Below are 24,221 nucleotides of genomic sequence, written 5' to 3' on the forward strand. Positions count from 1 at the left end.
TAGAGGGCGCTACTTGTGCCAGGGGCCCGTCACCGCGAACGTCGTGCCGGGCGTGTAGCAGTTCACGTACATCGTGTCGTGGTCCGGCGAGAACGTGACGCCCGCGAACTCGCCCCACTCGGGCTCCTGCGGGGTGCCGATGTTCTGCCGGCCGCGGGCCATCGGATAGACCTCGCCGCCGCGGGTCAGGCCGTACACGTGCTGGACGCCGCCGCCGTCCTCGCACACCATCAGGCCGCCGGTGGGGGCGAGGCAGATGTTGTCCGGGGACTCGCCGGGCAGCTGGATGTCGGTGTCGGGGCCGAAGACGATCACCAGGGTGAGGCGGCGCCGGGCCGGGTCGTACCGCCAGATCTGGCCGAAGTGGTCGCCCGCGGAACCGGCGGCGCGGTGGGCGAAGGACGACACGAAGTAGACGGACGAGCCGCCCCAGTAGCAGCCCTCCAGCTTCTGCGCGTGCGTGATGCCCTTCTTGCCGAAGTCCTGGAAGCGGATGGCGGTCCGGGCGGCGAGCGGGTCGGGGACGTCGGCCCACTCGATGTTCTCGAAGGTCGCGCCCGTCTCCTGGATCGAGGACAGGTCCGCCACCCCCGGCACCCGCATCGCCTGCAGCCTGCCGCCCGCGCGCAGGGAGCCGCGGCCGCCTTCGGGCTTCTTGGGCAGGAAGCGGTAGAAGAGGCCGAAGGGCTTGTCGAACGCGTCCTCGGTCTCGTAGACGACGCCGCGCCGGGGGTCGACCGCGATCGCCTCGTGCTGGAAGCGGCCCATCGCGGTGAGCGGCACGGCGCCGGTGCGGCGGGGGTCCACCGGGTCGACCTCGAAGATGAAGCCGTGGTCCTTGGTGTAGCCGTTCGTACCGGCCTTGTCCTCGGTCTCCTCGCAGGTCAGCCAGGTGCCCCAGGGGGTGGGGCCGCCCGCGCAGTTCACGGCCGTCCCGGCGATCGCGACGCGCTCGCCCAGGACGTTGTTCCTCCGGTCGAGCGAGAGCGCCGTACAGCCGCCCTTGCCCATCGGGTCGTACGTGAGTCCTTCGACGGTCGGCACGCCGATCTTGCCGGTGACGCGGTTCTCGTGGTTGCGGACGAGGTGGACGCCGCCGTTGCGGCCCCGGAAGGCGGCCATGCCGTCGTGGTTGCTGGGGACCTTGCCCTCGCCGGAGCGAAGGTCGTCCCCCTCGCGCGAGAGGACCTTGTAGCGGAACCCCTTGGGGAGGTCGAGGAGGCCCTCGGGGTCGGGGACGAGGGGGCCGTATCCGGCCTTCCCGTGCGCGGCGGCGGTGCCCGCGAAGAGTTCCGACAGAGCGCCGGTGAAGGCGATCCCCGCGCCCAGCGCACCGGAGCGGGCGAGAACCTGACGTCGAGTGGCAGACATGATGGGCAACCTCCTGCTGGCGGACAGGAATGTGACCGGATGTGTGTACCACGCGCCTTGGTGCACGGGAACCACGCGCGTAGCTTCCGTTTCGCGCGTCCCGCGTCGTCCTACGTCGTACGTCTCCGTACCCGGAGTTACCCGTCCACGAGCCCCTTGGCGTCCCGGGCGAGCGCCGTGAGCCGGGAGATGGCGCGGAAGTACTTCTTCCGGTATCCGCCGTTCAGCATGTCCTCGCTGAAGAGCCGGTCGAAGGGCACGCCGGAGGCGAGTACCGGTACCTCTCGGTCGTACAGCCGGTCGGCGAGGACCACAAGACGCAGCGCGGTCGACTGGTCAGGAACGGGCGTCACGTCGGTGAGGCAGACGGCGCTGAGGTCGTCGGTCAGCGCGCCGTACCGGCTCGGGTGGACCTTGGACAGGTGCGCGAGCAGGTGCGGGAAGTCGTCGAGCGAGGCGCCGTCGGTCGCGTACGCCGCCTTGGTGACCTGCTCCTCCGAGTACGGCGCGGGAGCCTCCGGCAGGCCGCGGTGGCGGTAGTCCTCGCCGTCGATGCGCAGCGCCTTGAAGTGGGCGGACAGGCCCTGGATCTCGCGCAGGAAGTCGGTGGCCGCGAACCGGCCCTCGCCGAGCTTGCCCGGCAGCGTGTTCGAGGTCGCGGCGAGCGCGACGCCCTGCTCGACGACCTTGCTGAGCAGGGACGACACGAGCACCGTGTCACCCGGATCGTCGAGTTCGAACTCGTCGATGCAGAGCAGCCGGTGATCACTGAGCGTGCGCACGGTCTGCTGGAAGCCGAGCGCGCCGACCAGGTTAGTGAGCTCGACGAAGGTGCCGAACGCCTTCTGCTCCGGCGCCGCGGGCGCCGCGTGCCAGAGGGAGGCGAGGAGGTGGGTCTTGCCGACGCCGTATCCGCCGTCGAGGTAGATGCCGCGCGGGCCCGAGGGGGCGGCGGCCTTCTTCTGGAACCACCGCTTCTTGCCCGCCCCGGAGGCGTGCGCCCCGCCGAGCCCCGCCGCGAAGCCGCTCAGGACCCGGACGGCCTCGGTCTGGCTGGGCTGACCGGGGTCCGGGATGTAGGTGTCGAAGCGCACCGAGTCGAAGCGCGGCGGCGGCACCATCTCGGCGACCAGGCGGTCGGCGGGGACATGCGGCTCGCGGGCACAGAGGGCCAGCGGAGCCACATCGGCTATCGGACGGTGCCCGTGGGCGGCGGTGGAGGACGACACGGTTCCCCAGCTTAAGGGGCGTGCGAGACTGCGGATATGCGACGCCTGTTCCCTGTGACCGACCAGACAGCCGACCGGACACACCCCCGGGCCGAGGACCGGACACCTGACCGGACGCGGCCCCGGACGGATGAGACGGCCGACCGCGAGTGGGGACTCGACGAGCTGGCGCAGGCCTACGCCTACCCCGAGGGGGAGGCGACCTGGCTGCGCGCCAACATGGTGTCCACCCTCGACGGCGCGGCCCACCACGACGGCCGCTCCCACCCGATCTCCGGCGACACCGACATGCGGATCTTCGGCACCCTGCGGGCCCTCGCCGACGTCGTGGTCGTGGGCGCCGAGACCGTCCGCAAGGAGGGCTACCGCCCGGCGAAGGCGCGCGCCGCCTTCGAGGGGCGCAGGGCGGCGGCCGGACAGGCGCCGGCGCCCGCCGTCGCGGTCGTCAGCGCGGGTCTCGACCTGGACTTCTCGCTTCCGCTCTTCACCGCGCCCCTGACGCCCACGCTCCTGGTCACCGGGGCCGCCGCGCCCGCCGACCGGATCGCCGCGGCGGAGAAGGCGGGCGCCGTCGTGGTGCTCGCCGGGGAGGGCGCGACCGTGGAGCCGGAGCGGGTGGCGCCGGCCCTGGCCGAGCGGGGCCTCACCCGGCTGCTCACGGAGGGCGGGCCCCGTCTGCTCGGCCAGTTCGTGGCCGCGGGGGCGCTGGACGAGCTCTGTCTGACGGTGTCGCCGATGCTCACCGCGGGGGACGCGCAGCGGATCGCGGGCGGATCCGCTCTCGCGGTGCCGGATCGATTCGTACTGACGTCCGTACTGGAGGAGGCCGGGTTCCTCTTCACTCGCTACCGTCGTAGCTGACAATCAGCGGAATCAGCCGTTCCGTTTGGCTTCGGCTGGGCACACTAGATCTCGCAGACCCCGTGCGGCCACGGGGCAGGATGGTTTCCGCAAGGGCCTCAGTACGGCCCACGGATGAGAAGGGCGCCTGGCGTGTTCACAAGCGTATTGATGATCGAGAAGGCCCTGACGTCCGCCGACGTTGAGTTCGTCACCACCTTGCACGGGGACGAGCCCATCACCTTCCACGTGCTGCTCCAGCCGCGGGGCGACCAGGCGGACCGGCTGCTGCGCGCCATCGACGACGTCGCCCTCGGCGAACTCGACGAGGCGGCGCGCGAGGGCGATACCCCGGAGGGGCACGAGGCGGCGGGCTTCGGCGTACGGGCACTGGAGGTCTCGCTGACGGCGCTGCGCGCGGCGGGCTGCGCCGCACAGGGGCAGCTCATCGAGAACCATCCGCTGGACGCCCTCAAGACGCTGGTCGCCGAGGTCGACGCCGACGAGGTGATCGTCCTGACCGACCCGCACTACGTGGAGGAGTTCTTCCACCGGGACTGGGCCTCGCGGGCGCGCCACAAGGTGGGCGTGCCGGTCCTCAAGCTCTTCTCGCACAGCCTCGCGGACGAGGCGTAGGCGCGCGGCCGGGGCGGGCCCGGGTGCCTCGGACGGCGTGCCCCGTGGGAGGCAATAGGCTGGGGCCTGCTCAGTCGTCGCAACACCACTCGTCACACCAGGGGAGACACACGCATGGCACCCGGCCTGCCCCAGTCCATGGCCGACATGGACCGACCGCACTTCATCGGCATCGGCGGCGCCGGAATGTCGGGCATCGCGAAGATCCTCGCCCAGCGCGGCGCCAAGGTCGCGGGCAGCGACGCCCGGGAGTCCGCCACCGCCGAGGCGCTGCGCGCGCTGGGCGCCACGGTCCACATCGGGCACGACGCCGCGCACCTCGCCTCCGACACGACCTGCGTCGTCGTCTCCTCGGCGATCCGCGCCGACAACCCCGAGCTGGCCCGCGCCACCGAGCTCGGCATCCCCGTCGTGCACCGTTCGGACGCCCTGGCCTCCCTGATGGACGGCCGGCGCCCGATCGCCGTCGCGGGCACGCACGGCAAGACCACGACGACCTCGATGCTGGCCGTCACCCTCTCCACGCTCGGCCTCGATCCGTCGTACGCGATCGGCGGCGACCTGGACGCGCCCGGCACGAACGCGCTGCACGGCGAGGGTGACATCTTCGTCGCCGAGGCGGACGAGAGCGACCGCAGCTTCCACAAGTACGCGCCCGAGGTCGCCATCGTCCTCAACGTGGAGCTCGACCACCACGCCAACTACGCGTCGATGGAGGAGATCTACGAATCCTTCGAGATCTTCGCGGGCAAGATCGTCCCCGGTGGCACCCTGGTCATCTCGGCGGACCAGCCGGGCGCCGTGGAGCTGACGCGGCGCGTGCGTGACCTGGGGCAGCTCAAGGTCGTCACGTACGGCGAGTCCGACACCGCCGACCTGCGCATCCACAAGATCACCGCACGGGGCCTGACCAGCGAGGTCACCGTCGTCCTGGACGGCAAGCTGCTCACCTTCCAGGTCTCGGTGCCCGGCCGCCACTACGCGAACAACGCCGTCGCGGCCCTCGCGGCGGGCATCGCGCTCGGCATCCCGTCCCGGAACCTCGCCGCCGCGCTCAAGTCGTACACGGGCGTCAAGCGCCGCCTCCAGCTCAAGGGCGAGGCCGCGGGCGTCCAGGTCATCGACTCCTACGCCCACCACCCCACCGAGATGACGGCCGACCTGGAGGCGATGCGCTCCGCCGCGGGCGACGCGCGCATCCTGGTCCTCTTCCAGCCGCACCTCTTCTCGCGCACCCAGGAACTGGGCACCGAGATGGGCCAGGCCCTGGCCCTCGCCGACTCCTCCGTGGTCCTCGACATCTACCCGGCCCGCGAGGACCCGATCCCCGGCATCACCAGCGCCCTGATCATCGACGCCGCACGGCAGGCCGGTGCCGACGTGACCGCCGCGTCGGACAAGGCGGAGGCCGTGCGGGCGATCGCGGGAATGGCGAAGCCCGGCGATCTCGTTCTCACCATGGGAGCGGGCGACGTCACGGACCTCGGCCCGCAGATCCTGGCCGAGCTGTCGAAGTAGTCGAGCTTCGAAGCATTCGAAGTAAAGGGGATGTCACCCATGTCGTACGACGTCGAGAAGCCGGACGAGCAGTGGCGCGCGGAGCTGACCCCCTCGGAGTACGCGGTGCTGCGCCAGGCCGGCACCGAACCGGCCTTCGTCGGTGAGTACACGGACACCAAGACCAAGGGCGTCTACTCCTGCCGCGCGTGCGGCGCGGAGCTTTTCACCTCCTCGGAGAAGTTCGAGTCGCACTGCGGCTGGCCGAGCTTCTTCGACCCGAAGGACACGGACGCGGTCGAACTGGTCGAGGACGCCTCGCACGGCATGGTCCGCACGGAGGTCCGCTGCGCCCGCTGCGGCTCGCACCTGGGCCACGTCTTCGAGGGCGAGGGCTACCCCACCCCGACGGACCAGCGGTACTGCATCAACAGCATTTCGCTGCGGTTGGCGGCGGACGAGGGCTGAGCGGGTCACCCTTCATGGGGCACGGCGGCGGGGTCACCGTCGCCGTGCCGGATCGCCGTCAGGCGCGAGTTGCCCCTGGGTGAGGGGTCGAGCTCTGAGTGGTGCCGATCGAGGCGCTTGCCTGCGTGCCGGATTCGACCCTTGAAGGCATGCAAATGAGTATCGCGAAGGCGGCTGCTATAAGCGTGCCTACGAGAAATGACGGGACGGCTTTCGAAAGTCCCGCGAGAAGCTTTCTTACCATGTGCTAATGCGCTCCCGCTACTCAAAGTTCGGGACGGGGTATTCCTCCGCCCCGTCGGGATCTTGTACCAGAGAGGCTGTGCAGCGCAAGGCTCGGGAGCCTGCTTTGCCGCGATGCTGCTCAATCTGGTAATGCGGGTGCTTCAGGAGTGGCGTTCCGGACTCGACTCTGGAACCACAGATTCCGTTTTGATCCCGGCGAGCGTGGCCCGCGCCCGAGCGGCTTCGTCCGCGGCACCCGTGCGATCTGCCGTCACCACCGCGGCGGTGAGGTGGGAGGCCGCTGAGGCCAGCTGCCCCAGTCGCTGCTCGGCGGCCCCCAGTCCGTGCAGGGCCTGCACCTCTTCGTGCGTGGCCCCGATGCTCCTGGCCAGGTCCAGTGCGCGCGCGTGGTGCTCGGCCGCCGCCTGGAAACTCCCTGCCGCGTGGAGGGCGCTTCCCATTCTGTGCAGAGTTATCGACGCATTGCGCCGGTCGCCGAGCCTGTGGAACGAAGTGAGCGAATCCCGATAGATGTTGAGCATATCCTCGAGTTCCGCCGGTGCGTCCATGGTGTCGGCTAAATTCACCTGCGCCATGGCGTGTTCTGCTGCGGTTCCCGATATTGCGAGGAGTTTCCGGGCCTCTTGCAGAAGATGCCGGGCGGATTTCCTGTCGTGAATGTGCAGATGGAGGTCCGCAAGATTGTTGAGCACGTGTGCTTCTTCGTGGGCGTCGTCCACCGAGCGGAACCTCGCGAGTGCGGAATGAAAGTGCTCTCCGGCGACTTTGAAATTCCCGAGGTAGAGGTGCGTGATGCCCAAATTGTTCTCCGAGCGGGCGATCTGCCAGGAATCGCCTGAGCGCGTGCGCAGCGCCAGGGTGTCCTCCTGGTCGGCGCGCGCCTGCGGCAGTCTGCCGAGGTTCCACCGCAGCACCCCCCGCGCGTGCAGCACTTCGGCCACGGTCGTGTCGCCGATGGACCGGGCCGTCCGCAGCGCCTGCCCGAGGGCGGACAGGGCCCGGTCGTGACGGCCGCTGCGGGACAGAGCGGTGCTCTGGTCGATCAGCGCGTACACCTCGGCCTCCGGCTCGCCCAGGGCCCGCCAGTGCGCGGCGGCCGCCAGATGCATGCCGTGGGTGTGGGCCGAGTGCCTCTCCTCGTGCAGGAAGCCCGCCAGTGAACCGGCGAGAAGTGCCGCCTCGTGCGGCCGCCCGTGGTCCCTGCAGTGGCGCTCCGCCGCGAGGAGCCCGGAACACTCCGCCGCCAGCCAGCGCCGGGCATCGCCCGGCCCGTTCCACGCCGGCGTCCGGTATGCGGAAGGGTGCAGGGAATGGCTTGCTCTCGGGCGTCGCGGGGCGATCAACCGGTCTGCGGCGTCGGATGCCTGTACGTAGAAATCGATCAACCGCTGGAGTGCTTCGTTCCGTTCGGCGGATTCCAGTTCGGAGGTCGCCAACATGCGCGAGTATTCACCGAGGAGATCATGGGTGGTGTACCGCTCGGGCGCCGGCTCCTGGATCAGGTGAGCGTCCAGGAGCCCTTCGAGAACGCGCTCCGTACGGTCGAGTGGGAGATCCGCAAGAGCGGCCGTCGTGAATGCGTCATAATCCGGGCCGAGTTGGAGGCCGAGAATGCGGAATACTGTTCTCTCCTCGGAGCTGAGAGTGTGGTAGGAGACCTCGAATGCCCGGGCTATCTCCTGGGTGCCGTCCCTGATCTCTCGTAGCCTGCCGTGTCCGTGAGTGAGCCGGTGCAGGAGGTGGCCCGCCGTCCAGGACGGCCGGGAGCCCAGGCGCCGGGCGGCGATCTCGACCGCCAGGGGGAGTCGGCCGCAGAGCTGGACGATGGCCGTGATCTCGTGGCTCCGGGCGGGAAGGGGCTCGCCGACCAGATCCTTGAACAGGGCCACGGCGTCCTCCTGGGGAAGGACGTCGAGCAGGACCGGCCGGACGCCGGGCAGTCCGGAGAGCCGGCGGCGACTGGTGACGATCATCAGTGAGGGGGAGGGGCCGGGCAGGAGCGGGCGCAGGTGGTCGGGGTCGGCCACGTCGTCCAGGACGATGACGGCGCGTCGGCGGCTGAGCAGCGTGCGCCACAGGCCGATGAGGTCGTCGAGTTCGTCGGGCAGGTCCTGCGGTGGGGTCCCGAGCATCCGCAGCAACGAGGTGAGGGCGGCCCGGGTGGTGAGGGGTGCCTGGCCGGGCGAGTGGGCGCGCAGATCCAGGTGGAGCTGGCCGTCGGGGAACTGCGGCCCCAGGCTACGGGCCGCGTGCAGGGCCAGCAGGGTCTTGCCGACTCCGGCCATACCGGAGATCGCCTGTAACGCGATCACGGTGCCGGTCGACCGGCCCGCCGCCCGGACGATGGTCGCCAACTCCCCCTGCCTGCCCACGAGGTCGGCGTGCCGGGGCAGGGTGTGGGGAGCGGCGGCCCGCGGGTCGTGGCGGGGCAGCAGCTCCCGCGGCGGAGCTCCGTTCAGGATGAGGCGGTGCAGGTGTGCCAGGTGCTCGCCGGGATCGGTGCCGAGGTGCTCGCCCAGATGGCGCCGGACGGTCTCGTACACGTGCAGGGCCTCGGCCTGCCGGCCGCAGCCGTACGTCGCGGTCATGAGCTGGGCGGCCAGCGTCTCGTCGCCGGGGTGCTGGTCGAGCAGCGCGGCCACGTCCGGCACCAGGTCGGCGAAATGGCCTCTGCGGAGTTCGATCCCGAACCGGGTCAGGTGCGCGGCCAGATGCTTCTGGGCCAGGCTCGCGCGGACGCTCTCCACCCACTGGCCGCTCAGTCCGGCCAGCGGTTCGCCACGCCACAGGTCGGTTGCCTCCCGCAGGAGGTCCAGCGCGGCGCTGTCGTCGGAGCGCTCGGACAGGGAACGGGCCCGGGCCGTCAGTTGCCCGAACCGGTGACAGTCCACCTGCTCCGGACGGACGTCGAGCAGATACGTGTGGGCCCGCTGGACGAGCAGGTCGCCGCCGTCGGCCACCCGCAGGCGGCGGCGGATACGGGCCGCGTACGTGTGCAGACCCGCGCGCGGTTTGGCGGGCGGGGCGTCCTCCCACAGGCGGTGGATCAGGGTGTCCAGGGAGACGGGCCGACCCGCGTCGAGGGCCAGGGCCGCGAGTACCAGACGTTCCTTCGCCGAACCGAGGAGATCGATATGCCCATCGCGTTCCAGTGCGACGGTGCCCAGGATGCGAATTCCGATCTCCACCAGTGCCCCCGTCCGTCGGTCGGCCTGTGTTCTGGATAGGCGTCAAAGAATCGCATGAGGTCAATATCGTTCAAATAGTGGCGCTAGATGGTTCACTGCATTGGCTTGTTTTGACGTAAACGCTCTCCATGGCGCGCTATTCGGTCTGACGAGAACGGCGGGAGGGTAGGACGCTCTCGCGACACGCGGCGAGGGCCGCGGAACTCGGGAAAGGACGGCGCGATGGCCCAGGTGACGGCCCTGGAACTGCAGGCCGCCCTGACACTGGCGGCCACGCGACCGCGAGCGGCACACGCCCTCCTGGCCGCGGTACGCGCCTGGGGAGACGCGCGGACGGCCGAACTGGCCGATGCGTGGGCGACGCCGCAGCCGGACTCCGAAAGGGCGGAGCGGGCCGGGCACCTCTCCGTCGTCCTGGCCGAAGAGGCGGCGGCCCGGCCCGGCCTTGCCGGGGAGCTGCGGACCTGGCTCGGTGGAACCCTGTCCGCCGCTCCGGCCGAGGTCGACAACTCCATCGGCGGCACCGCGCAGGTGCAGGGCCCCGTCGTCCAGGCGCACGGCATCCACGGCGGGGTGCACATCCACCCTCCGTCACGAGCCCGTGCAGTGCCCCGCCAACTGCCGCCCGTACCCGCCCACTTCACCAATCGCGAGCGGGAGCTTGCCGCGCTCGACCACACCTTGAGAGCGTCACCGGGGGCACCGGTCATCGCGGTCATCAGCGGCGCGGCCGGCGTCGGCAAGACCACGCTGGCGCGCCGCTGGCTGCTCGGCCTGGCCGACGACTTCCCCGACGGACAGTTGTACGCCGATCTGCGAGGGCACTCCGACCGTTCCCCGGCACGGCCCGGCGAGTTGCTCGGGCAGTTCCTGCGGGCCATCGGAGAGGAACGGGTTCCCGCGGACCTCGGGGAGCGGTCGGCCCTGTGGCGATCGGCCACAGCCGGTGGGCGCGTCGCCCTGTTGCTGGACAACGCGCTCAGCGCGGCCCAAGTTCGCCCGCTGCTGCCCGGTGGCGCCCGGGCGCTGACGGCGGTGACGAGCCGTGGGCGGCTGAGCGGCCTGGGCATGGACGGCGCGACCTTCCACCCGCTGGGGGTACTCGACACCCGTGACGCGGTGGAACTGATCCGTCGGCGGATCGGCCCCGACCGCGTCTCACGCGAACCGGAGGCCGCGCTGACGGTCGCGCGGGCCTGCGCGGGGCTGCCGCTCGCGGTGTGCGTCGCCGCGGCCCACGTGGCGGCGCGGCCCCGGCAGCCGCTGGCGGCGATGGCGGGAGCTCTGGGCGACAGGGCCGGTGGTGCCCTGGACGTGCTGCGGGTGGAGGGGGAGTACGCGGTACGCGGCGCCCTCGACACGTCGTACCGCCTGCTGCCGGCCGAACAGGCCCGCGGCTACCGCAGGCTCGGCCTGGTTCCGGTTCCCCTGCTCGGTGTCGAGGCGGCGGCCGAGGCCTGCTCACTGGGCGCGGACGAGGCGGACCGGCTTCTTGACGAGCTCGCCGAGGTGAATCTCCTGGAGGACCTGGGCCCCGACCCGCGCACCGGCGCCGGGCGCTTCCGCTTCCACGACCTGGTGCGGACCCACGCGGCACAGCTCGCCGTCGATCGGGACGGGCCTGCCGACGCCGAGGCGGCGGTGCGGCGCGTGGTCGACTACTACCTGTTCGCCGCCACCGAGGCCGAGACGCTGCTGACGCCGAGCCACCGCATACTGGCCCGTCGCTACGCCCACCCGCCCACCCAGCGCCCGCCGTTCGAGGACGCGCCCGGCGCCCTCGGCTGGCTCGATGCCGAACGGGACCACCTGATGGCCGCGTTGCGCTGTGCCGCGGAGCACGGCTGGCACGACACGGCGTGGATGCTCACCGATGCGATGTTCCCGCTCTTCCTGCGCCTGCGCCCGTACGACCTGTGGATCGAGGCACACGAGACGGGTCTCGCGGCAGCCCGCCGCGCGGGCGACAAGGAGGCCGAAGGGCAGATGCTCACCTCCGGGGGCGCCGGACTGCGCAACGCCGGACGCCACGACGAGGCGGTCGAATGGTTCGGCCGGGCGCTGGAGGTGGCGAGAGAGCGGGTGGCCGCGCTGGAGGGCGGCCGAGCCTCCGCGGCAGGCGCGAGAGACCCGGCGGGCCCGCACGCGCTGACCGCCGCCCGTCGTGCCGAAGCCCAAGCCCTGCACGGCCTGGGCCAGTCGCATCGGCTGGCCGGGCGGCTCACCGAGGCCACCGGGTACTTCAGGCTGGCCCTGCCGCTCCGCGAAGCCATCGGCTACCGGCGTGGTGCCGCCCTGACCAGGATCTGCCTGGGAGATGTGGCGTTGGCCGACGGCCGTCCGCATGAGGCGCTGCCCCACCTGACCACGGCCCGGGCGGACCTCCTGGCCGAGGACGACCCCTACGACGCCGCCCGTGCCCTGGCCTTCCTCGGGCAGGCCGCCCTGCGCTGCGCCGGTGACGACGCGTCCGCGGTGTCCGCCGCCGAGGCCCAACTCCTGGCCGCTGTGGGCGAGTTCGAAGCCACCGGCTCCCTGCACTGGCAGGCCCGCGTCCTGGAGATCCTTGGCGAGGCGGCCGAGGAGCGGCGGGAGCCGGAGCGGGCCAGGAGCTGGTACGCCCAGTCCCTGGCCCGCTACCGGGCCGTCAGCGCACCCGATGTGCGGCGACTGGAGGAGCGCCTGAGCGGTATGGGCTGAGGCCGTGAGCGACAGGTACCTGGCACAGCGACGCACGGCGCGTCAGGTCCGGGCCGCTTCCCTGTCCCCGTGTCGCCAGGGGTGGCGCGTCCCCCGCATCGCACCAGCGCGAGCGGTACCACCAGCCGCCCTCCCTCCGGCGCACCACGATCAGGACGCACCCCGGATAGCGCCGGAGAGCCAGGGAGGCCAGCGACGCCGCCGCTCGGCGCGGGCGCGGACGGTCCGCGTACAGCACGTCGGCGCACTGCCGCCAGGTCTCCCCGGAGGGGCGGCCGGTGACCGGGCAGGGCCGCGGGCAGTCGAGACAGACGATCACCGCGTCGTCGGGGACGGTGAGCGCGCTCATCCCGGGATCTCACCGCCTGCCGTCGCACCGGCCCGGCTCACCAGGGACGGCAGCGACGGTAGCGATGCCTCGTAGGCGGGCTCGCCGAGACCGAGCAGCCGGTACATCAACTTTCGTGTGTTGCGGGCGAACCGGCCCGGCTCGGAGGAGATGCGCCGCCCGATCCGCCGGTACTCCTCGGCGGGGTACTCCGAACGCGCGTAGGCGAGTTGCTCCACCAGAGGGTGCGCGGGCGACAGGGCGGGCGCGGTCCTGGCCAGCTCGGCCGCGGGCGAGTCGGGATTCACGTCCATGGCCGGGAAGCGGGCCAGCAGGATGGCCGAGCGGGTGAGGGTGGCGTACAGCGTGACCGATCCGTGGTCGCCGATCACCCAGTCCGCGGCGATCAGCGGTACGCGCCAGTCGGTGTCCGGCGGCAGCACGATGATCCCCCGTCGCCCGGCGGCGGCCAGCCAGGACCGCACCTGCCAGTCGCCGTGACGGGACCAGACGTTGGGGTGCACCAGGATCGCCACCAGGTGCCGGGCGGGGTCGAGTTCGGTCAGGAGCCGGGGGAGGAGGGCGTCCAGGCCGTGGAACGACGAGCCGAGGCCCCAGGTGGAGGAGACGAGGACCAGGCGCTGCCCCGGGCGCAGGCCCAGCGCCGCGCGGTAGCGCCCGCGCAGCGGCAGGCTCGCCACGAGCCGGTCGTGGCAGGCGTCCCCCACCACCTCGCTGACGGGCAGTGCCTCCGGGCAGGTGCGGGCCAGGGTGGCCAGCTCCTCGCGATGGGCCAGCGCCAGCGCTTTCGGCACCACTTTGCCGTGCCGTGTCAGATACTGCCGCCCCAGTTCTCCGACGGTGCGGGGCGCTCCGGGGTCACGGTCGTCCGCGAGCCGGGACAGCTTGATGTGTCCGGCGCCGTGCGGCATGCGCAGCAACGGGCCGTGCAGCCGGTGGACGCCCTGGGAACCGGCGGCGAGGACGAGGTCGAACTCCATCCGCAGCGCTGCCTCCCACGGCAGCACCGCGTTGCCCAGGGTGCGCAGGACGCGCTCCGCCCCCGCGTTGAAGGCATGGGGGGCGATAGTGAAGTGGGTCTGGACGCGCAGGTCCGACTCCAGCAGCGGAAGCAGGTCCCGCAGCCGGCTGCCGTACACCTCGGTGTGTACGACGACGAGTACGCGCTTGCAGTGAGGCAGGGTCAGCCACTGCGTCTCGGGCCCGGATCCGGAGCGGACTCCGGATCCGGGTAACACCGCTGTCGCGGCGGTTCTGCTGTCGTTCGCCATTGTTTCCCCCGGATGTTGTGGTCTCCTGACGGGTAGCGTGCTTCGGGTCGGGGGTGCCCCGGAGCACGGGCGGAAAGCTTGCGCGACGCTTGCGGGATCCTTGCAGGACCGGTACGCCGGACTACGTCAGAAGGTCAGCTTCCAGCTGTTGATGTACCCCGTGTCCTGCGCCGCCACGTCCTGGACGCGGAGCTTCCAGGCGCCGTTGGCCGTTTCGCTGGACGCGTCGACCGTGTAGGTCGCGATCACGTTGTCCGCCGAGTCGTTGCCGCTGGAGTTCTTCAGGCGGTACGCCGTGCCGTCGGGGGCGAGCAGGTCGACGACCACGTCGCCGCGCCAGGTGTGGCGGATGTCGACGTCCACCTTGAGGGTGGCGGGGGCGTTGCCCGTGCGGCCGGACACGTTCACCGTCGAGGTCACCGCGGCGCCGTTGTCCGGGATGGCGACGTCCGTGGTGTTCTCGTAGGTGTCGCCGGGCGGGACCGTGGTGCCCGCGCCGAGGGTCCAGATCGCGTGCGCGATGGCGTCGCTGTTGCGGTCGAGTGCGGTGTCGTTGATGTTCGACGAGGTGTCGCACGACGCGTGGTAGCAGCGGTCGAAGGCCTGGCCCGCCGTGCCGCCCCACTTCTGGGCCTGCGCGCTGGACTTGGCGCGCTCGGCGCCGCTGAACAGGCCGCCGACCGGGATGCCCGCGCTGTCGAACGGCGCGTGGTCGGAGCGGCCGTCGCCCTCGGTCTCGATCTCGGTGGGCACGTTCAGGCCCGCGTAGTAGTCCTTGAACGTCTTCTCGATGGTGGGGTCGTCGTCGTAGACGAAGTAGCCCGGGTTCGGTGAGGCGATCATGTCGAAGTTCAGGTAGCCACTGATCTTCGAACGGTCCGCGGACGGGAGGTTGTTGACGTAGTAGCGCGAGCCGACCATGCCCAGCTCCTCGGCGCCCCACCAGGCGAACCGCAGGTGCTTGGCGGGCTGGAGCTGTGCGCGGGAGACGGCCAGCGCGGTCTCCAGGATGCCGGCCGAGCCCGAGCCGTTGTCGTTGATGCCGGGGCCCGCCGAGACGCTGTCGAGGTGCGATCCTGCCATCAGGACCTTGCTCTCGTCGCCGCCGGGCCAGTCGGCTATCAGGTTGTAGCCGGTGGCGCCGCTGGACGTGAACTGCTGGATGCGGGTGGTGAATCCGGCCGCGTCCAGCTTGCCCTTCACATAGTCGAGGGAGGCCTTGTAGCCGGGGCGACCGTGGGCGCGGTTGCCGCCGTTGGCCGAGGCTATGGACTGGAGCTGGGAGAGGTGCGCCTTGACGTTGGCGAGCGGGATGTCGGGCGCCGCCAGTGTGGGCGAAGGGGCGGCGGGCGAGGCGAGGGCCGTGGGCGCGGCGGTGGCGATGAGGCCGGCCGCGGCGAGCACGGCCACGCCGGCGCCGGCCCGTCCGAGGGAGCGGGGCAGGGCGGGTCTGGAGAGTTTCATGTGGGGCTCCGTATTCCGAACAGCGAGAGGGACGGAACGTGCGAGGCGCCCTGCGACGCGGGTGCCGCGGGGCGCCTTTGGAGCTGTGCGTTGCCTGATGTTGAGGGCGGGACGACCGTGAGTCAAGAGGGGGAACCGGTCTCAATGCGGTCCGGCGCGTTCGGATAGCGGACGGCTCGGTGGCGCCCGTGCCGCGTCAGAAGAAGACCCCGCACCTCAGCAGCACATTCGCGTACGGGCGCGCCTCACCGGTCCTGACCACCAGGCGGGCGTCGGCCGAGCGGCGCTTGAGTTCCTCGTGAGGGACGAGGCCGAGCGCGGGCAGGCTCTCCCGCAGCAGCCGCGCCGCCGCCGGATTCGCCGCCCGCACCTCCTCCGCCGCCGTGCCGCCCTCCACCACCAGCTCGGCCAGGAGCCCGTCGAGGACGTCCGCGAACGAGGGGACCCCGGCGCGGAACGCCAGGTCCACCACGCGCGGCCCCGCCGGGACCGGCATGCCCGCGTCGCAGACGAGCACGGTGTGACCGTGCCCCAACTCCGCGAGCGCGCCCGCGAGATGACGGTTCAGGATGCCCGACTTCTTCACGGCGACGGAACCTCGGGGGCGGTCGCCGCGAGCTCCGAAGCCGTCGGGTACGAGTCCTGCGCGCCCTTGCGGGTGACCGCGGCCGCACCCACCCGCACCGCGTACGCGGCCGCCGTCGGCAGGTCCTCGCCGAGGCCCAGGCGCCAGCCGAGCGCCGCCGTGAAGGCGTCGCCCGCGCCCGTCGTGTCCACCGCGTCGACCTTCGGGCTCGGCACCCGTACGACGTCGGAGCCGTCCGCGGTGAGCGCGCCCTCGGCGCCCAGCGTGATCACCACCGAGCGGGGACCGAGCGCGAGCAGCCCGCGCGCCCACTCCTCGGGGGAGTCGCCCGCGCCGTCGCCGAGGATCACGCGGGCCTCGTGTTCGTTGACCACCAGGGGGTCACAGGCGGACAGGACCTCGTCCGGCAGCGGGGCCGGCGGTGAGGGGTTCAGGACGAAGCGGGCGCCGGGGCGCAGCGCGCGGACGACCTCGGCAACCGTGTCCAGGGGGATCTCCAGCTGGCTGGAGACCACCCGGGCCGCCGAGAGCAGGCCGCTCGCCGCGCGGATGTCCTCGGGGGTCAGGCGCGCGTTGGCGCCGGGGGAGACCACGATGCTGTTGTCGCCCGACGGGTCGACCGTGATCAGCGCGACGCCGGTGGGCGCGCCGCCCTGGAGGACGCCGTCGGTGTCCACCCCGGCCGCGCGCTGCGCGTCCAGGAGGAGCCGTCCGTGGGCGTCGTCGCCGACCCGGGCGAGGAGCGCGGTGCGGGCGCCGAGGCGGGCGGCGGCGACCGCCTGGTTGCCGCCCTTGCCGCCCGGGTGCACGGCCAGGTCGGAGCCGAGGACCGTCTCGCCGGGGGCGGGGCGCCGCTCCACGCCGATCACCAGATCGGCGTTGGCGGAGCCCACGACGAGGAGCTCGTAGTCGTCGTTCATGTGTGCTTGTTCCTGCTTTCGTGCGATGAGGTGCGGTGGCGACGGTACTCGGAACGGCCGTAGGCCAGCGCCCGGGGCACATGAGCTCAGGAGTTCAGGAGCTCAGGCGCCAGGGCGCTCGGACGCTCAGGAGAAGTCCTTCACGTTCTTCGACGTGACGACCTTCACCGGCACCTTCACCGTCTCCTGGACCTTCTTGCCCTGCGAGGCCCGCACCGCGTTGCGCACCGCGATCTTCCCGAGCTCCCCGGGCTGCTGTGCCACGGACGCGTACAGCGTGCCCGCCTCGACCGCCGCGAGACCGTCGGGAGTGCCGTCGAAGCCGACCACCGGCACGGACTCGCCCGCCTTGTCGCCGAGCGCCTTGACCGCGCCGAGCGCCATCTCGTCGTTCTCGGCGAAGACGCCGTTCACGCCCTTGTGGGACTGGAGCAGGTTCGTCATGACGTCCAGGCCCTTCGTGCGGTCGAAGTCCGCGGGCTGCCGGGCGACGACGTCGATCCCGGGGTACGCCTTGATGCCCTCGGCGAAGCCCTGCCCGCGCTCGCGGCTCGCTGAGGTGCCGGGCGTGCCCTGGAGGACGACGACCCTGCCCTTGCCGCCGAGCTTCTCGGCCAGCGTCTTCGCCGCCAGCCTGCCGCCCGCGACGTTGTCGGAGGCGACCAGCGTCGCGGTCTCCGCCTTGTTCACCCCGCGGTCCGCCGCGATCACCGGGATGTCCTGCTGGTTGGCGCCGCGCACGGCGGGGCCCGCGGCGTCGGAGTCCACCGGGTTCACGATGATCGACTTCACGCCCGATCCGGTGAAGTTCTGCAGCTGGTTGCTCTGCTGCGAGGCGTCGTTCTGCGCGTCGGTGACCGTCAGGTCGATGCCCGCCTTCTCGGCCTCGGCCTGCGCGCCCTCCTTCATCTGCACGAAGAAGGGGTTGTTGAGCGTGGACAACGACATGCCGACCTTCGTCGAGGTGCCCGACGAGCCCGAGGTGAAGAAGGAGACCGCGCCGACCACCGCCGCCACGACCACGGCGGCGACCGCGTACTTCACCGCCCGCGGCCCCTTGCCGCGCACGCCCCCGGAGGCGCCCGAGGACGCACCGGGCGTCGCGCCCGCCTTGCGCCGCAGCGTGTCCAGGAGGACCGCGAGCGCGATGACGACACCGATCACGACCTGCTGCCAGAAGGCCGACACGGAGAGGAGGTTGAGCCCGTTGCGAAGGACCGCGAGGATCAGCGCGCCGATCAGCGTGCCGGAGGCCTTGCCGACCCCGCCCGCCAGGCTCGCGCCGCCGATGACCACCGCGGCGATGGCGTCGAGCTCGTAGCCCTGCGCGGCCTGCGGCTGCGCGGAGACCAGGCGGGAGGCGAGCACGATGCCCGCGACGGCCGCGAAGAGGCCGGAGAGCGCGTAGATCACGATCTTCTGACGCTTGACGCGCAGCCCGGACAGGCGCGCCGCCTCTTCGTTGCCGCCGATCGCGTACATGGACCGGCCGATGAACGTGCGCCCGAGGACGACCGCCGTCACCAGACCCATCACGACCATCACGATCACCGGGACGGGCAGCCAGCCGCCGACGGTGTCACCGAGGTGGGAGACGGAGTCGGGGAACGCGATCGGGCTGCCCTGCGAGATCACCAGGGAGAGGCCGCGGGCCACCGACAGCATCGCGAGCGTCGCGATGAACGGCGGGAGCTTCCCGTACGAGACCAGCAGTCCGTTGACGAACCCGCAGGCCATGCCGGTGGCGACGGCCAGGACGACCGCGAGCCACACCGGCAGCCCCTGTGAAGTCGCCGTCCAGGCAAGGACGGTGGCCGACAGCGCGGCCACCGAGCCGACCGACAGGTCGATGCCCGCCGAGACGATCACGAAGGTGACGCCGAACGCCAGGATCGCGGTCACCGCGGCCTGCACGCCGACGTTGAGCAGGTTCTGGGTGGTGAGGAAGTCGCCGGAGAGCAGCGACATCGCCACGACCAGGACGATCAGTGCGCTGAGCGCGCCGTTGTCGAGCAGGACGCGGCGGAGCGTCGGTGCGCCACCCGCGTCGCGCTTCAGGGTTTCAGTGGCCACGGGTGCCCTCCGCTGTCGTGTCGTGCGCGTTCGGTGCCGCTTGGTCTGCTTGTTCTGCGTGGTCTGCTGGTACGGGGGCGCTGCTGACGGCGAGTGCCATCACCGCGTCCTGGGTGGCCTCCTCGGCCGTGAGCTCGCCGGCGATCCGGCCCTGCGCCATGACGAGGACCCGGTCGCTCATGCCGAGGACCTCCGGCAGGTCGCTGGAGATCATCAGGACGGCGTGCCCGGCGGCCGTCAGCTCGTTGATCAGCTGGTAGATCTCGACCTTCGCGCCCACGTCGATGCCGCGCGTCGGCTCGTCGAGGATGAGCACCTTGATGTCGGCGAGGAGCCACTTGCCGATGACGACCTTCTGCTGATTGCCGCCGGAGAGGGTGCGGACGTGCTGGCCGAGCCCGGCCATCCGTACCCCCAGCTGCTCGGCCATCCGGGCCGCCGCCCGCTGCTGCCCCTTCAGGTCCACGAGCCCGGCACGCGTCGCCGAACGCAGCGTCACCAGGCCGAGGTTCTCCCGTACGGACGCGTCCAGGACGAGCCCCTGGCCCTTGCGGTCCTCGGGGACCAGGCCGACGCCCGCGGCCATCGCCGCGTTCACGTCGTGCCGGGGCAGCCGCTCACCGTGTACGTCGACGGTGCCCGCGTCGTACGGATCGGCGCCGAAGACGGCCCGCGCCACCTCGGTCCGGCCCGCGCCCACGAGGCCCGCGAGACCGACGACCTCACCGGCCCGCACCTCGAAGCCGACGTCGTGGAAGACACCGTCGCGGGTGAGGCCCTCGACGCGGAGCAACGGCGGCCCGGTGTCCGGGCGTTGGCGCGGATACTGCTGCTCGATGCTGCGTCCCACCATCAGACGGACGAGCTCGTCCTCGTCCGTCGAGGCGGGCACCTGGGCGACGCTGCGGCCGTCGCGCAGGACGGTGACGCGGTCGCCGAGCGCGGCGATCTCTTCCAGGTGGTGGGTGATGAACACGATGCCGACGCCGTCCTCGCGCAGCGTGCGCACGATCCGGAAGAGCTTGTCGACCTCCTCGGAGGTGAGGACGGCGGTGGGCTCGTCCATGATGAGCACCCGCGCGTCCAGGCTCAGCGCCTTGGCGATCTCGACCATCTGCAGCCGGGCGATGCCCAGTTCGCGGACCTTCGCGCGCGGAGACACCCGCACGCCGACCCGCTTCAGCAGCGCCTCGGCGTCCGCCTCCATCCTCTTCCGGTCGACGAGACCGAAGCGGCGCGGCTGGCGCCCCAGGAAGATGTTCTCGGCGACGGTCAGGTCGGGGACGAGGTTGAACTCCTGGTAGATGGTGGCGATGCCGAGCCGCTCGGCGTCCTGCGCGCCGTGGATGCGCACCTCGCGGCCCTCGGCGAGGACGCGCCCGCTGTCGGGGCGGTAGGCGCCGGAGAGCATCTTGATGAGGGTGCTCTTGCCCGCCCCGTTCTCGCCGAGCAGGACGTGCACCTCGCCGCGGCGCAGATCGAAGTCGACGGAGTCGAGCGCGACGACGCCGGGGAACGTCTTGCGGATGCCTTCGATGCGCAGCAGCTCGTCCTGTCTGCGCGGCGACTCGTCGTGGTCGCTCACGGGTTGCTCCTTCGTACGGGAGTGTCCTCGCCGGCGCCCGCACCGCAGGAACGGCGGACGACGAGGCGGGCGGGCAGGGTCACGGACTGCGGGCGTCTGCCCTCGATCAGGTCGATCAGCGCCTGGACGGCGGCGCGGCCGAGGTCGGCGGTGGGCTGGGCGATGGCGGTGACGGGCGGGTCGGTGTGCACGAACCACGGGATGTCGTCGAAGGCCGCGAGCCCGATGTCGTGCGGGACCCGCAGGCCGCGGGCGCGGATCGCGTCGAGGGCGCCGAGCGCCATCAGGTTGTCGGCGGCGAAGACGACGTCGGGCGGCTCGGGCAGGGCGAGGAAGCGCTCGGTGGCGCGCCGTCCGCTGTCGGCCTGGAAGTCGCCCTGCCCGATGTAGGCGTCGGGCAGCGCGGTGCCGTGCTCGCGCAGCGCGTCCCGGAAGGCCTCGACGCGCTCGCTGCCGGTGGTGGTGGCGGCCGGGCCCGCGATGATGGCGAGCTTGCGGTGGCCGAGTCCGTGCAGGTGGGCGACGAGGTCGCGGACGGCACCGCGCCCGTCGGAGCGGACCACGGGGACGTCGACGCCGGGGATCCACCGGTCCACGAAGACCATCGGGGTCCCGGCGCGGACGGCGTCGAGCATGAGCGGCGACCCGCCGTCGGTGGGGGACACGAGCAGGCCGTCGATCCGCCGGTCGAGCAGGGTCCGTACGTGGTGGTCCTGCAGCTCGGGGCGCTCGTCGGCGTTGCCGATGATCACGCTGTAGCCGAGCGCGCGGGCGGCCTCCTCGACGGAGCGGGCCAGCTCGGTGAAGTACGGGTTGAGCACGTCGCTGATGACGAGCCCGAGGGTCCGGGTCTGGTCGGTGCGCAGGGACCGGGCGACGGCGTTGGGCCGGTAGCCGAGCGCCTCGACGGCGGCGAGCACCCGGGCGCGGGAGGCGGGGCTCACGGAGGGGTGCTCGTTCAGCACCCGCGACACGGTGGCGACGGACACACCGGCCTCGGCCGCGACGTCCTTGATGCTCGCCGAACTCGGAGCCATCTCGGTCCACCTCCTCGTGGAATCGATTACACGGAGGATTGGAAACGATTACACGGGGACCTGACAAGGGGTGGAAGGGGCGTGAGATCCGATCGTGATGTGGCGGCGGGACGCGGGAACCTCGCGGACGGCGCGCCACGTCGAACGGTCGGGGCATTGCGAGGGGTGGGGCATTCCGAGGGTCGGGGCATTACGACGGGAGGGGGTGCGGGCATGGCTTCCCGTGCGCAGGAGGAATCGGCCGTGGTGCGGGCCGAGCTGCAGAGCGCCAACACGCAGGCGTCGATAGCGCTGGCCGGTCTGGCGGTCGCGGTGGCCTCTTTCGGGGGGCACGCCAGGGGCCTGTTCCAGGAGCCGTGGCCGGTCGCCGTGCTCGCCGCCGCCGGGAGCGGCGCGGCGATGGCCGCCGTCTGGTCGCTGCTGGGCGTCGTCCTGCCGCGTCTCGACGCCTCGGGCCGCGGCAGCTTCCTGACGTGGTCGCGGTGCGAGCCCGACCGGCTGCGCGAGGCGCTCGAAGCCGACTACGAGCTCGACGAGCTCCGCGTCCTTTCGCGCATAGCCGTGGCGAAGTACCAGGGGCTGCGGAGGGCCGGGCGGCTGATCAAGGCGGGGCTGGTGCTCCTGACCGTGGCGACGGTTCTGGGGGGCGGGGTGACGTGCCGGGATGCGGGTGCTGTGCGGGGCGGGGCGGCGCGGCACGCCCCGACCTGCGCCGCCTCCGTCGCCTGCGTCGCCCACGTCGCCTGTGCCGCCTCCGTCACCGCCGCCCGGTCCGCATACCCCGCCTTCGTCCTGGGCGGGTTCTCCCGCAGGACGGACCACCCACTCACCTTGTTCCCGGCCCGCGGCTTCGGGCCCGGTTCTTCGCGATGTTCCGTGTCTTCCTGGTGCGGGCCGCCTCGGCGAGCAGGGCGAGCAGCGACGGCGAAGTCGACCGCTCCGCGAGGAAGCGCTGCATCCAGTCCGTGACCCGCGCCAACTCGGCCGGAGTCGGCACGTGACCGTCCTCGACGGACAGCCGGAACAGCCAGTCGTGGATGCGGCGGCGGAGGAACTCGCGGGACTCCGCAGTCTCGAACCGGTCGATCTCCGGCAGCAGTTCGGCCGACCACCGCCGGAACTCGGCGGGACCGGTCGCCTTCGTCGCGATCCTGTCCACGAGGGCGACCACCGCCGTCCTCGACCCCATCTCGTGGGGATCGCGCAGGATCGTGGCCACGACCTCGCGGTCCCGGTCACGGCTCCGCGAGGAGGCGGTCACCAGGACGACGCGCTGGTACGCGGAGGACCTGACGTGCTCGTCCGCGACGGCGTCGTCGACGTCCACGTCGAGGATCCCGGCCCCCGCCAGCAACTCGGCCACGTCGGAACGCAGCGTCATCGCTTCATCCCTCCTCGCGCGGCCGGTCTCCTTGGAACTCCACCGTCAGCCAGGGGCTGTCCGGGTCCGTCGTCAGAGCCCGGTGGGCGCGGAGCACGTCGGTGTACCAGGGGCCGAACGACTCCTCGTCGAAGTGGAGGCAGCGGCCCAGGACGTAGCCCGCCGAGAACGTCTCCCAGGAGGTGTACGCGGACCGTGCGGCCTCGGAGGCGCGTTCCAGGGCCTTGAGCATCTCCGCGCGGGTGGCGTAGCGGGCGCCCGCGCCCCAGCGGGCCATCTTCGATGCGCGGCCGATGTCCCACGCCGCGACCGTGGTGACGTGGCCGTCGGGCGGCAGCAGTCCGTCGGCGCGGAAGCGGGCCTCGTAACGGATCACCTTGCCGACCAGGGCGCGCAGGTGCGCCACGAAGCGGTCCGGTTCGGAGTCCGCGCCCGGGCGGTGCGGGGCGCTGGGGCCAGAGGTCTCCTCGACGCGGTGCCGGAGCGCCGCCTCGACCTCGTCGCGCCACCGCTCCGTGTCGACGCGGGGGCCGCCGCGCCGTGTCAGCCCCGCGCGGGCGTCGAGGACGAAGTCCCAGTACCAGGGGCTGACGTCACGGGTGAGCAGCCGCTCCTGCAGGGACAGCCAGTCGTCGCGGTCGTGCACGCCCCACCACTCCGCCAGCCGGTCGACCTCGTTGTGGTGGCCCGCGCCGTGCCAGTCGACGGTGTTCCAGGCGTCGCCGTTGGCGAAGCACAGGTGCGCGCCGCAGGCCAGGCCGTGCAGGAGCGGGCTGCCGGGCGCGGGAGCTCCCGTACGGCGGGTCTCGACGCGGTCGGTGAGGTTGCCGGGGCGGTGGTGCGTGGCGTGCAGGTCCGACCAGACCTCGCGCTCGTCGTCGGTCGTCGAAAAGAACTGCTGGCACGGTGTCGCCGCGTTCACGACGAGCAGGTCCACGTCGTCGGGACAGCCCGCGGCGAGCGAGTCGAGGGTGACGTACTCGTAGACGACGGCGGGGTGCGGGCGCGGGAGCACGCCCGCTGTGTAGAGCTGCGCGACCTTCCTGCCGTCCGGCAGGTCGATGGTGAGCAACTCGCTTGCGGCGGCGTCGCGTTCGGAGGCGTAGGAGCCGTCGGAACCGGCGGAGTCATCAGGGTCGGCGGGGCTGTCGAGCGCTACCGGGCGGTACAGGCCCTCGACGGCTATCGCCCGCAGATACCCGTACGCGTCGTCCTCCTGGCACAGCTCGTACAGGTGCTGTTCGAGGTCGGCGGGCGCCTGCCAGGGGCTGCCGTCCTCCGGCGCGGGGAAGTCGGGGAAGACGTCGTCATGGAACTCGTCGTGGAACGCGTCAGCAAGCGCGTTGTGGGACTCGTCGTGCATGGATCTGGCTCTCCGCT

The 24,221-nt window shown here is 71.8% G+C and carries 17 protein-coding genes and 1 pseudogene; 6 read left to right on the plus strand and 12 right to left on the minus strand.

Features of this window, described 5'->3' with window-relative positions:
* Positions 1-9 precede the first annotated feature (9 nt).
* Both ACZ69I_RS28590 and zapE read right to left on the minus strand, forming a co-directional pair.
* Positions 10-1,371 carry a PhoX family protein gene (locus ACZ69I_RS28590; protein WP_470835466.1) on the minus strand — a complete coding sequence of 454 codons (1,362 nt, stop codon included), beginning with the start codon at positions 1,369-1,371 and terminating at the stop codon, positions 10-12.
* Positions 1,372-1,508: 137 nt separating this feature from the next.
* Positions 1,509-2,600 carry a cell division protein ZapE gene (zapE, locus tag ACZ69I_RS28595; RefSeq protein ID WP_470835468.1) on the minus strand — a complete coding sequence of 364 codons (1,092 nt, stop codon included), beginning with the start codon at positions 2,598-2,600 and terminating at the stop codon, positions 1,509-1,511.
* A gap of 36 nt (positions 2,601-2,636) precedes the next feature.
* On the opposite strand from zapE, the gene ACZ69I_RS28600 reads away from it, so the two are divergent.
* The 4 genes from ACZ69I_RS28600 (at position 2,637) to msrB (ending at position 6,041) form a co-directional block, all read left to right on the plus strand.
* Positions 2,637-3,461 (plus strand): pyrimidine reductase family protein, encoded by an 825-nt coding sequence (locus tag ACZ69I_RS28600; protein WP_470835470.1) that lies wholly within the window; start codon positions 2,637-2,639, stop codon positions 3,459-3,461.
* A 132-nt stretch (positions 3,462-3,593) separates the two neighbouring features.
* Positions 3,594-4,076 carry an indole-3-glycerol phosphate synthase gene (locus ACZ69I_RS28605; RefSeq protein ID WP_470835472.1) on the plus strand — a complete coding sequence of 161 codons (483 nt, stop codon included), beginning with the start codon at positions 3,594-3,596 and terminating at the stop codon, positions 4,074-4,076.
* 114 nt (positions 4,077-4,190) lie between these two features.
* Positions 4,191-5,594, plus strand: coding sequence for a UDP-N-acetylmuramate--L-alanine ligase (gene murC, locus ACZ69I_RS28610; protein ID WP_467680296.1), 1,404 nt, complete (start codon positions 4,191-4,193; stop codon positions 5,592-5,594).
* A 39-nt stretch (positions 5,595-5,633) separates the two neighbouring features.
* On the plus strand, positions 5,634-6,041 hold the full coding sequence (msrB, locus tag ACZ69I_RS28615; protein ID WP_467680301.1) for a peptide-methionine (R)-S-oxide reductase MsrB: 408 nt from the start codon (positions 5,634-5,636) through the stop codon (positions 6,039-6,041).
* Positions 6,042-6,427: 386 nt separating this feature from the next.
* On the opposite strand, the gene ACZ69I_RS28620 is transcribed toward msrB, so the two are convergent.
* A complete protein-coding gene (locus tag ACZ69I_RS28620; protein ID WP_470835474.1) occupies positions 6,428-9,475 on the minus strand; it encodes an AfsR/SARP family transcriptional regulator in 3,048 nt (1,015 codons plus the stop codon).
* A gap of 222 nt (positions 9,476-9,697) precedes the next feature.
* Between ACZ69I_RS28620 and ACZ69I_RS28625 the strand changes: the two genes are divergently transcribed.
* Positions 9,698-12,175, plus strand: coding sequence for an ATP-binding protein (locus ACZ69I_RS28625; protein WP_470835475.1), 2,478 nt, complete (start codon positions 9,698-9,700; stop codon positions 12,173-12,175).
* 345 nt (positions 12,176-12,520) lie between these two features.
* Here the strand turns inward: ACZ69I_RS28625 and ACZ69I_RS28630 are convergent, their stop codons facing one another.
* The 7 genes from ACZ69I_RS28630 to ACZ69I_RS28660 form a co-directional block, all read right to left on the minus strand.
* Complete coding sequence (locus ACZ69I_RS28630; RefSeq protein ID WP_470835477.1) at positions 12,521-13,795, minus strand: hypothetical protein; 1,275 nt, start codon at positions 13,793-13,795, stop codon at positions 12,521-12,523.
* 126 nt (positions 13,796-13,921) lie between these two features.
* Positions 13,922-15,259, minus strand: coding sequence for a M28 family metallopeptidase (locus ACZ69I_RS28635; RefSeq protein WP_470835478.1), 1,338 nt, complete (start codon positions 15,257-15,259; stop codon positions 13,922-13,924).
* 196 nt (positions 15,260-15,455) lie between these two features.
* Complete coding sequence (gene rbsD / locus ACZ69I_RS28640) at positions 15,456-15,845, minus strand: D-ribose pyranase (protein WP_470835480.1); 390 nt, start codon at positions 15,843-15,845, stop codon at positions 15,456-15,458.
* Positions 15,842-16,765: a ribokinase gene (locus ACZ69I_RS28645; RefSeq protein ID WP_467680313.1), complete on the minus strand. Its 924-nt coding sequence runs from the start codon at positions 16,763-16,765 to the stop codon at positions 15,842-15,844. Before ACZ69I_RS28645 ends, rbsD begins: the two co-directional genes overlap by 4 nt.
* Before the next feature lie 126 nt (positions 16,766-16,891).
* Entirely contained in the window at positions 16,892-18,838 is a 1,947-nt protein-coding gene (locus tag ACZ69I_RS28650; protein WP_470835481.1) for an ABC transporter permease/substrate-binding protein, read from the minus strand.
* Positions 18,828-20,423, minus strand: coding sequence for a sugar ABC transporter ATP-binding protein (locus ACZ69I_RS28655; RefSeq protein ID WP_470835482.1), 1,596 nt, complete (start codon positions 20,421-20,423; stop codon positions 18,828-18,830). The genes ACZ69I_RS28650 and ACZ69I_RS28655 overlap by 11 nt, the downstream gene beginning before the upstream one ends.
* Entirely contained in the window at positions 20,420-21,460 is a 1,041-nt protein-coding gene (locus tag ACZ69I_RS28660; protein WP_467680319.1) for a LacI family DNA-binding transcriptional regulator, read from the minus strand. The genes ACZ69I_RS28655 and ACZ69I_RS28660 overlap by 4 nt, the downstream gene beginning before the upstream one ends.
* A 213-nt stretch (positions 21,461-21,673) precedes the next feature.
* Here ACZ69I_RS28660 and ACZ69I_RS28665 point away from each other — a divergent pair.
* Positions 21,674-22,090 (plus strand): annotated as a pseudogene (locus ACZ69I_RS28665) (Pycsar system effector family protein); the annotation flags it as partial.
* A gap of 196 nt (positions 22,091-22,286) precedes the next feature.
* Here ACZ69I_RS28665 and ACZ69I_RS28670 read toward each other — a convergent pair.
* Positions 22,287-22,841 carry a hypothetical protein gene (locus ACZ69I_RS28670; protein WP_470835483.1) on the minus strand — a complete coding sequence of 185 codons (555 nt, stop codon included), beginning with the start codon at positions 22,839-22,841 and terminating at the stop codon, positions 22,287-22,289.
* A gap of 4 nt (positions 22,842-22,845) precedes the next feature.
* On the minus strand, positions 22,846-24,204 hold the full coding sequence (locus ACZ69I_RS28675) for a DUF1266 domain-containing protein (RefSeq protein ID WP_470835484.1): 1,359 nt from the start codon (positions 24,202-24,204) through the stop codon (positions 22,846-22,848).
* Positions 24,205-24,221 lie beyond the last annotated feature (17 nt).

The sequence above is a fragment of the Streptomyces sp. NPDC036815 genome (assembly GCF_055609205.1).

Bases quoted from the DNA above. Each gene is read 5' to 3' on its own strand.
- ACZ69I_RS28590 (WP_470835466.1), bottom strand. From the start codon at position 1,371: ATGTCTGCCACTCGACGTCAGGTTCTCGCCCGCTCCGGTGCGCTGGGC.
- ACZ69I_RS28600 (WP_470835470.1), top strand. From the start codon at position 2,637: ATGCGACGCCTGTTCCCTGTGACCGACCAGACAGCCGACCGGACACAC.
- murC (WP_467680296.1), top strand. From the start codon at position 4,191: ATGGCACCCGGCCTGCCCCAGTCCATGGCCGACATGGACCGACCGCAC.
- msrB (WP_467680301.1), top strand. From the start codon at position 5,634: ATGTCGTACGACGTCGAGAAGCCGGACGAGCAGTGGCGCGCGGAGCTG.
- ACZ69I_RS28625 (WP_470835475.1), top strand. From the start codon at position 9,698: ATGGCCCAGGTGACGGCCCTGGAACTGCAGGCCGCCCTGACACTGGCG.
- ACZ69I_RS28630 (WP_470835477.1), bottom strand. From the start codon at position 13,795: ATGGCGAACGACAGCAGAACCGCCGCGACAGCGGTGTTACCCGGATCC.
- ACZ69I_RS28635 (WP_470835478.1), bottom strand. From the start codon at position 15,259: ATGAAACTCTCCAGACCCGCCCTGCCCCGCTCCCTCGGACGGGCCGGC.
- ACZ69I_RS28645 (WP_467680313.1), bottom strand. From the start codon at position 16,765: ATGAACGACGACTACGAGCTCCTCGTCGTGGGCTCCGCCAACGCCGAT.
- ACZ69I_RS28660 (WP_467680319.1), bottom strand. From the start codon at position 21,460: ATGGCTCCGAGTTCGGCGAGCATCAAGGACGTCGCGGCCGAGGCCGGT.
- ACZ69I_RS28670 (WP_470835483.1), bottom strand. From the start codon at position 22,841: ATGACGCTGCGTTCCGACGTGGCCGAGTTGCTGGCGGGGGCCGGGATC.
- ACZ69I_RS28675 (WP_470835484.1), bottom strand. From the start codon at position 24,204: ATGCACGACGAGTCCCACAACGCGCTTGCTGACGCGTTCCACGACGAG.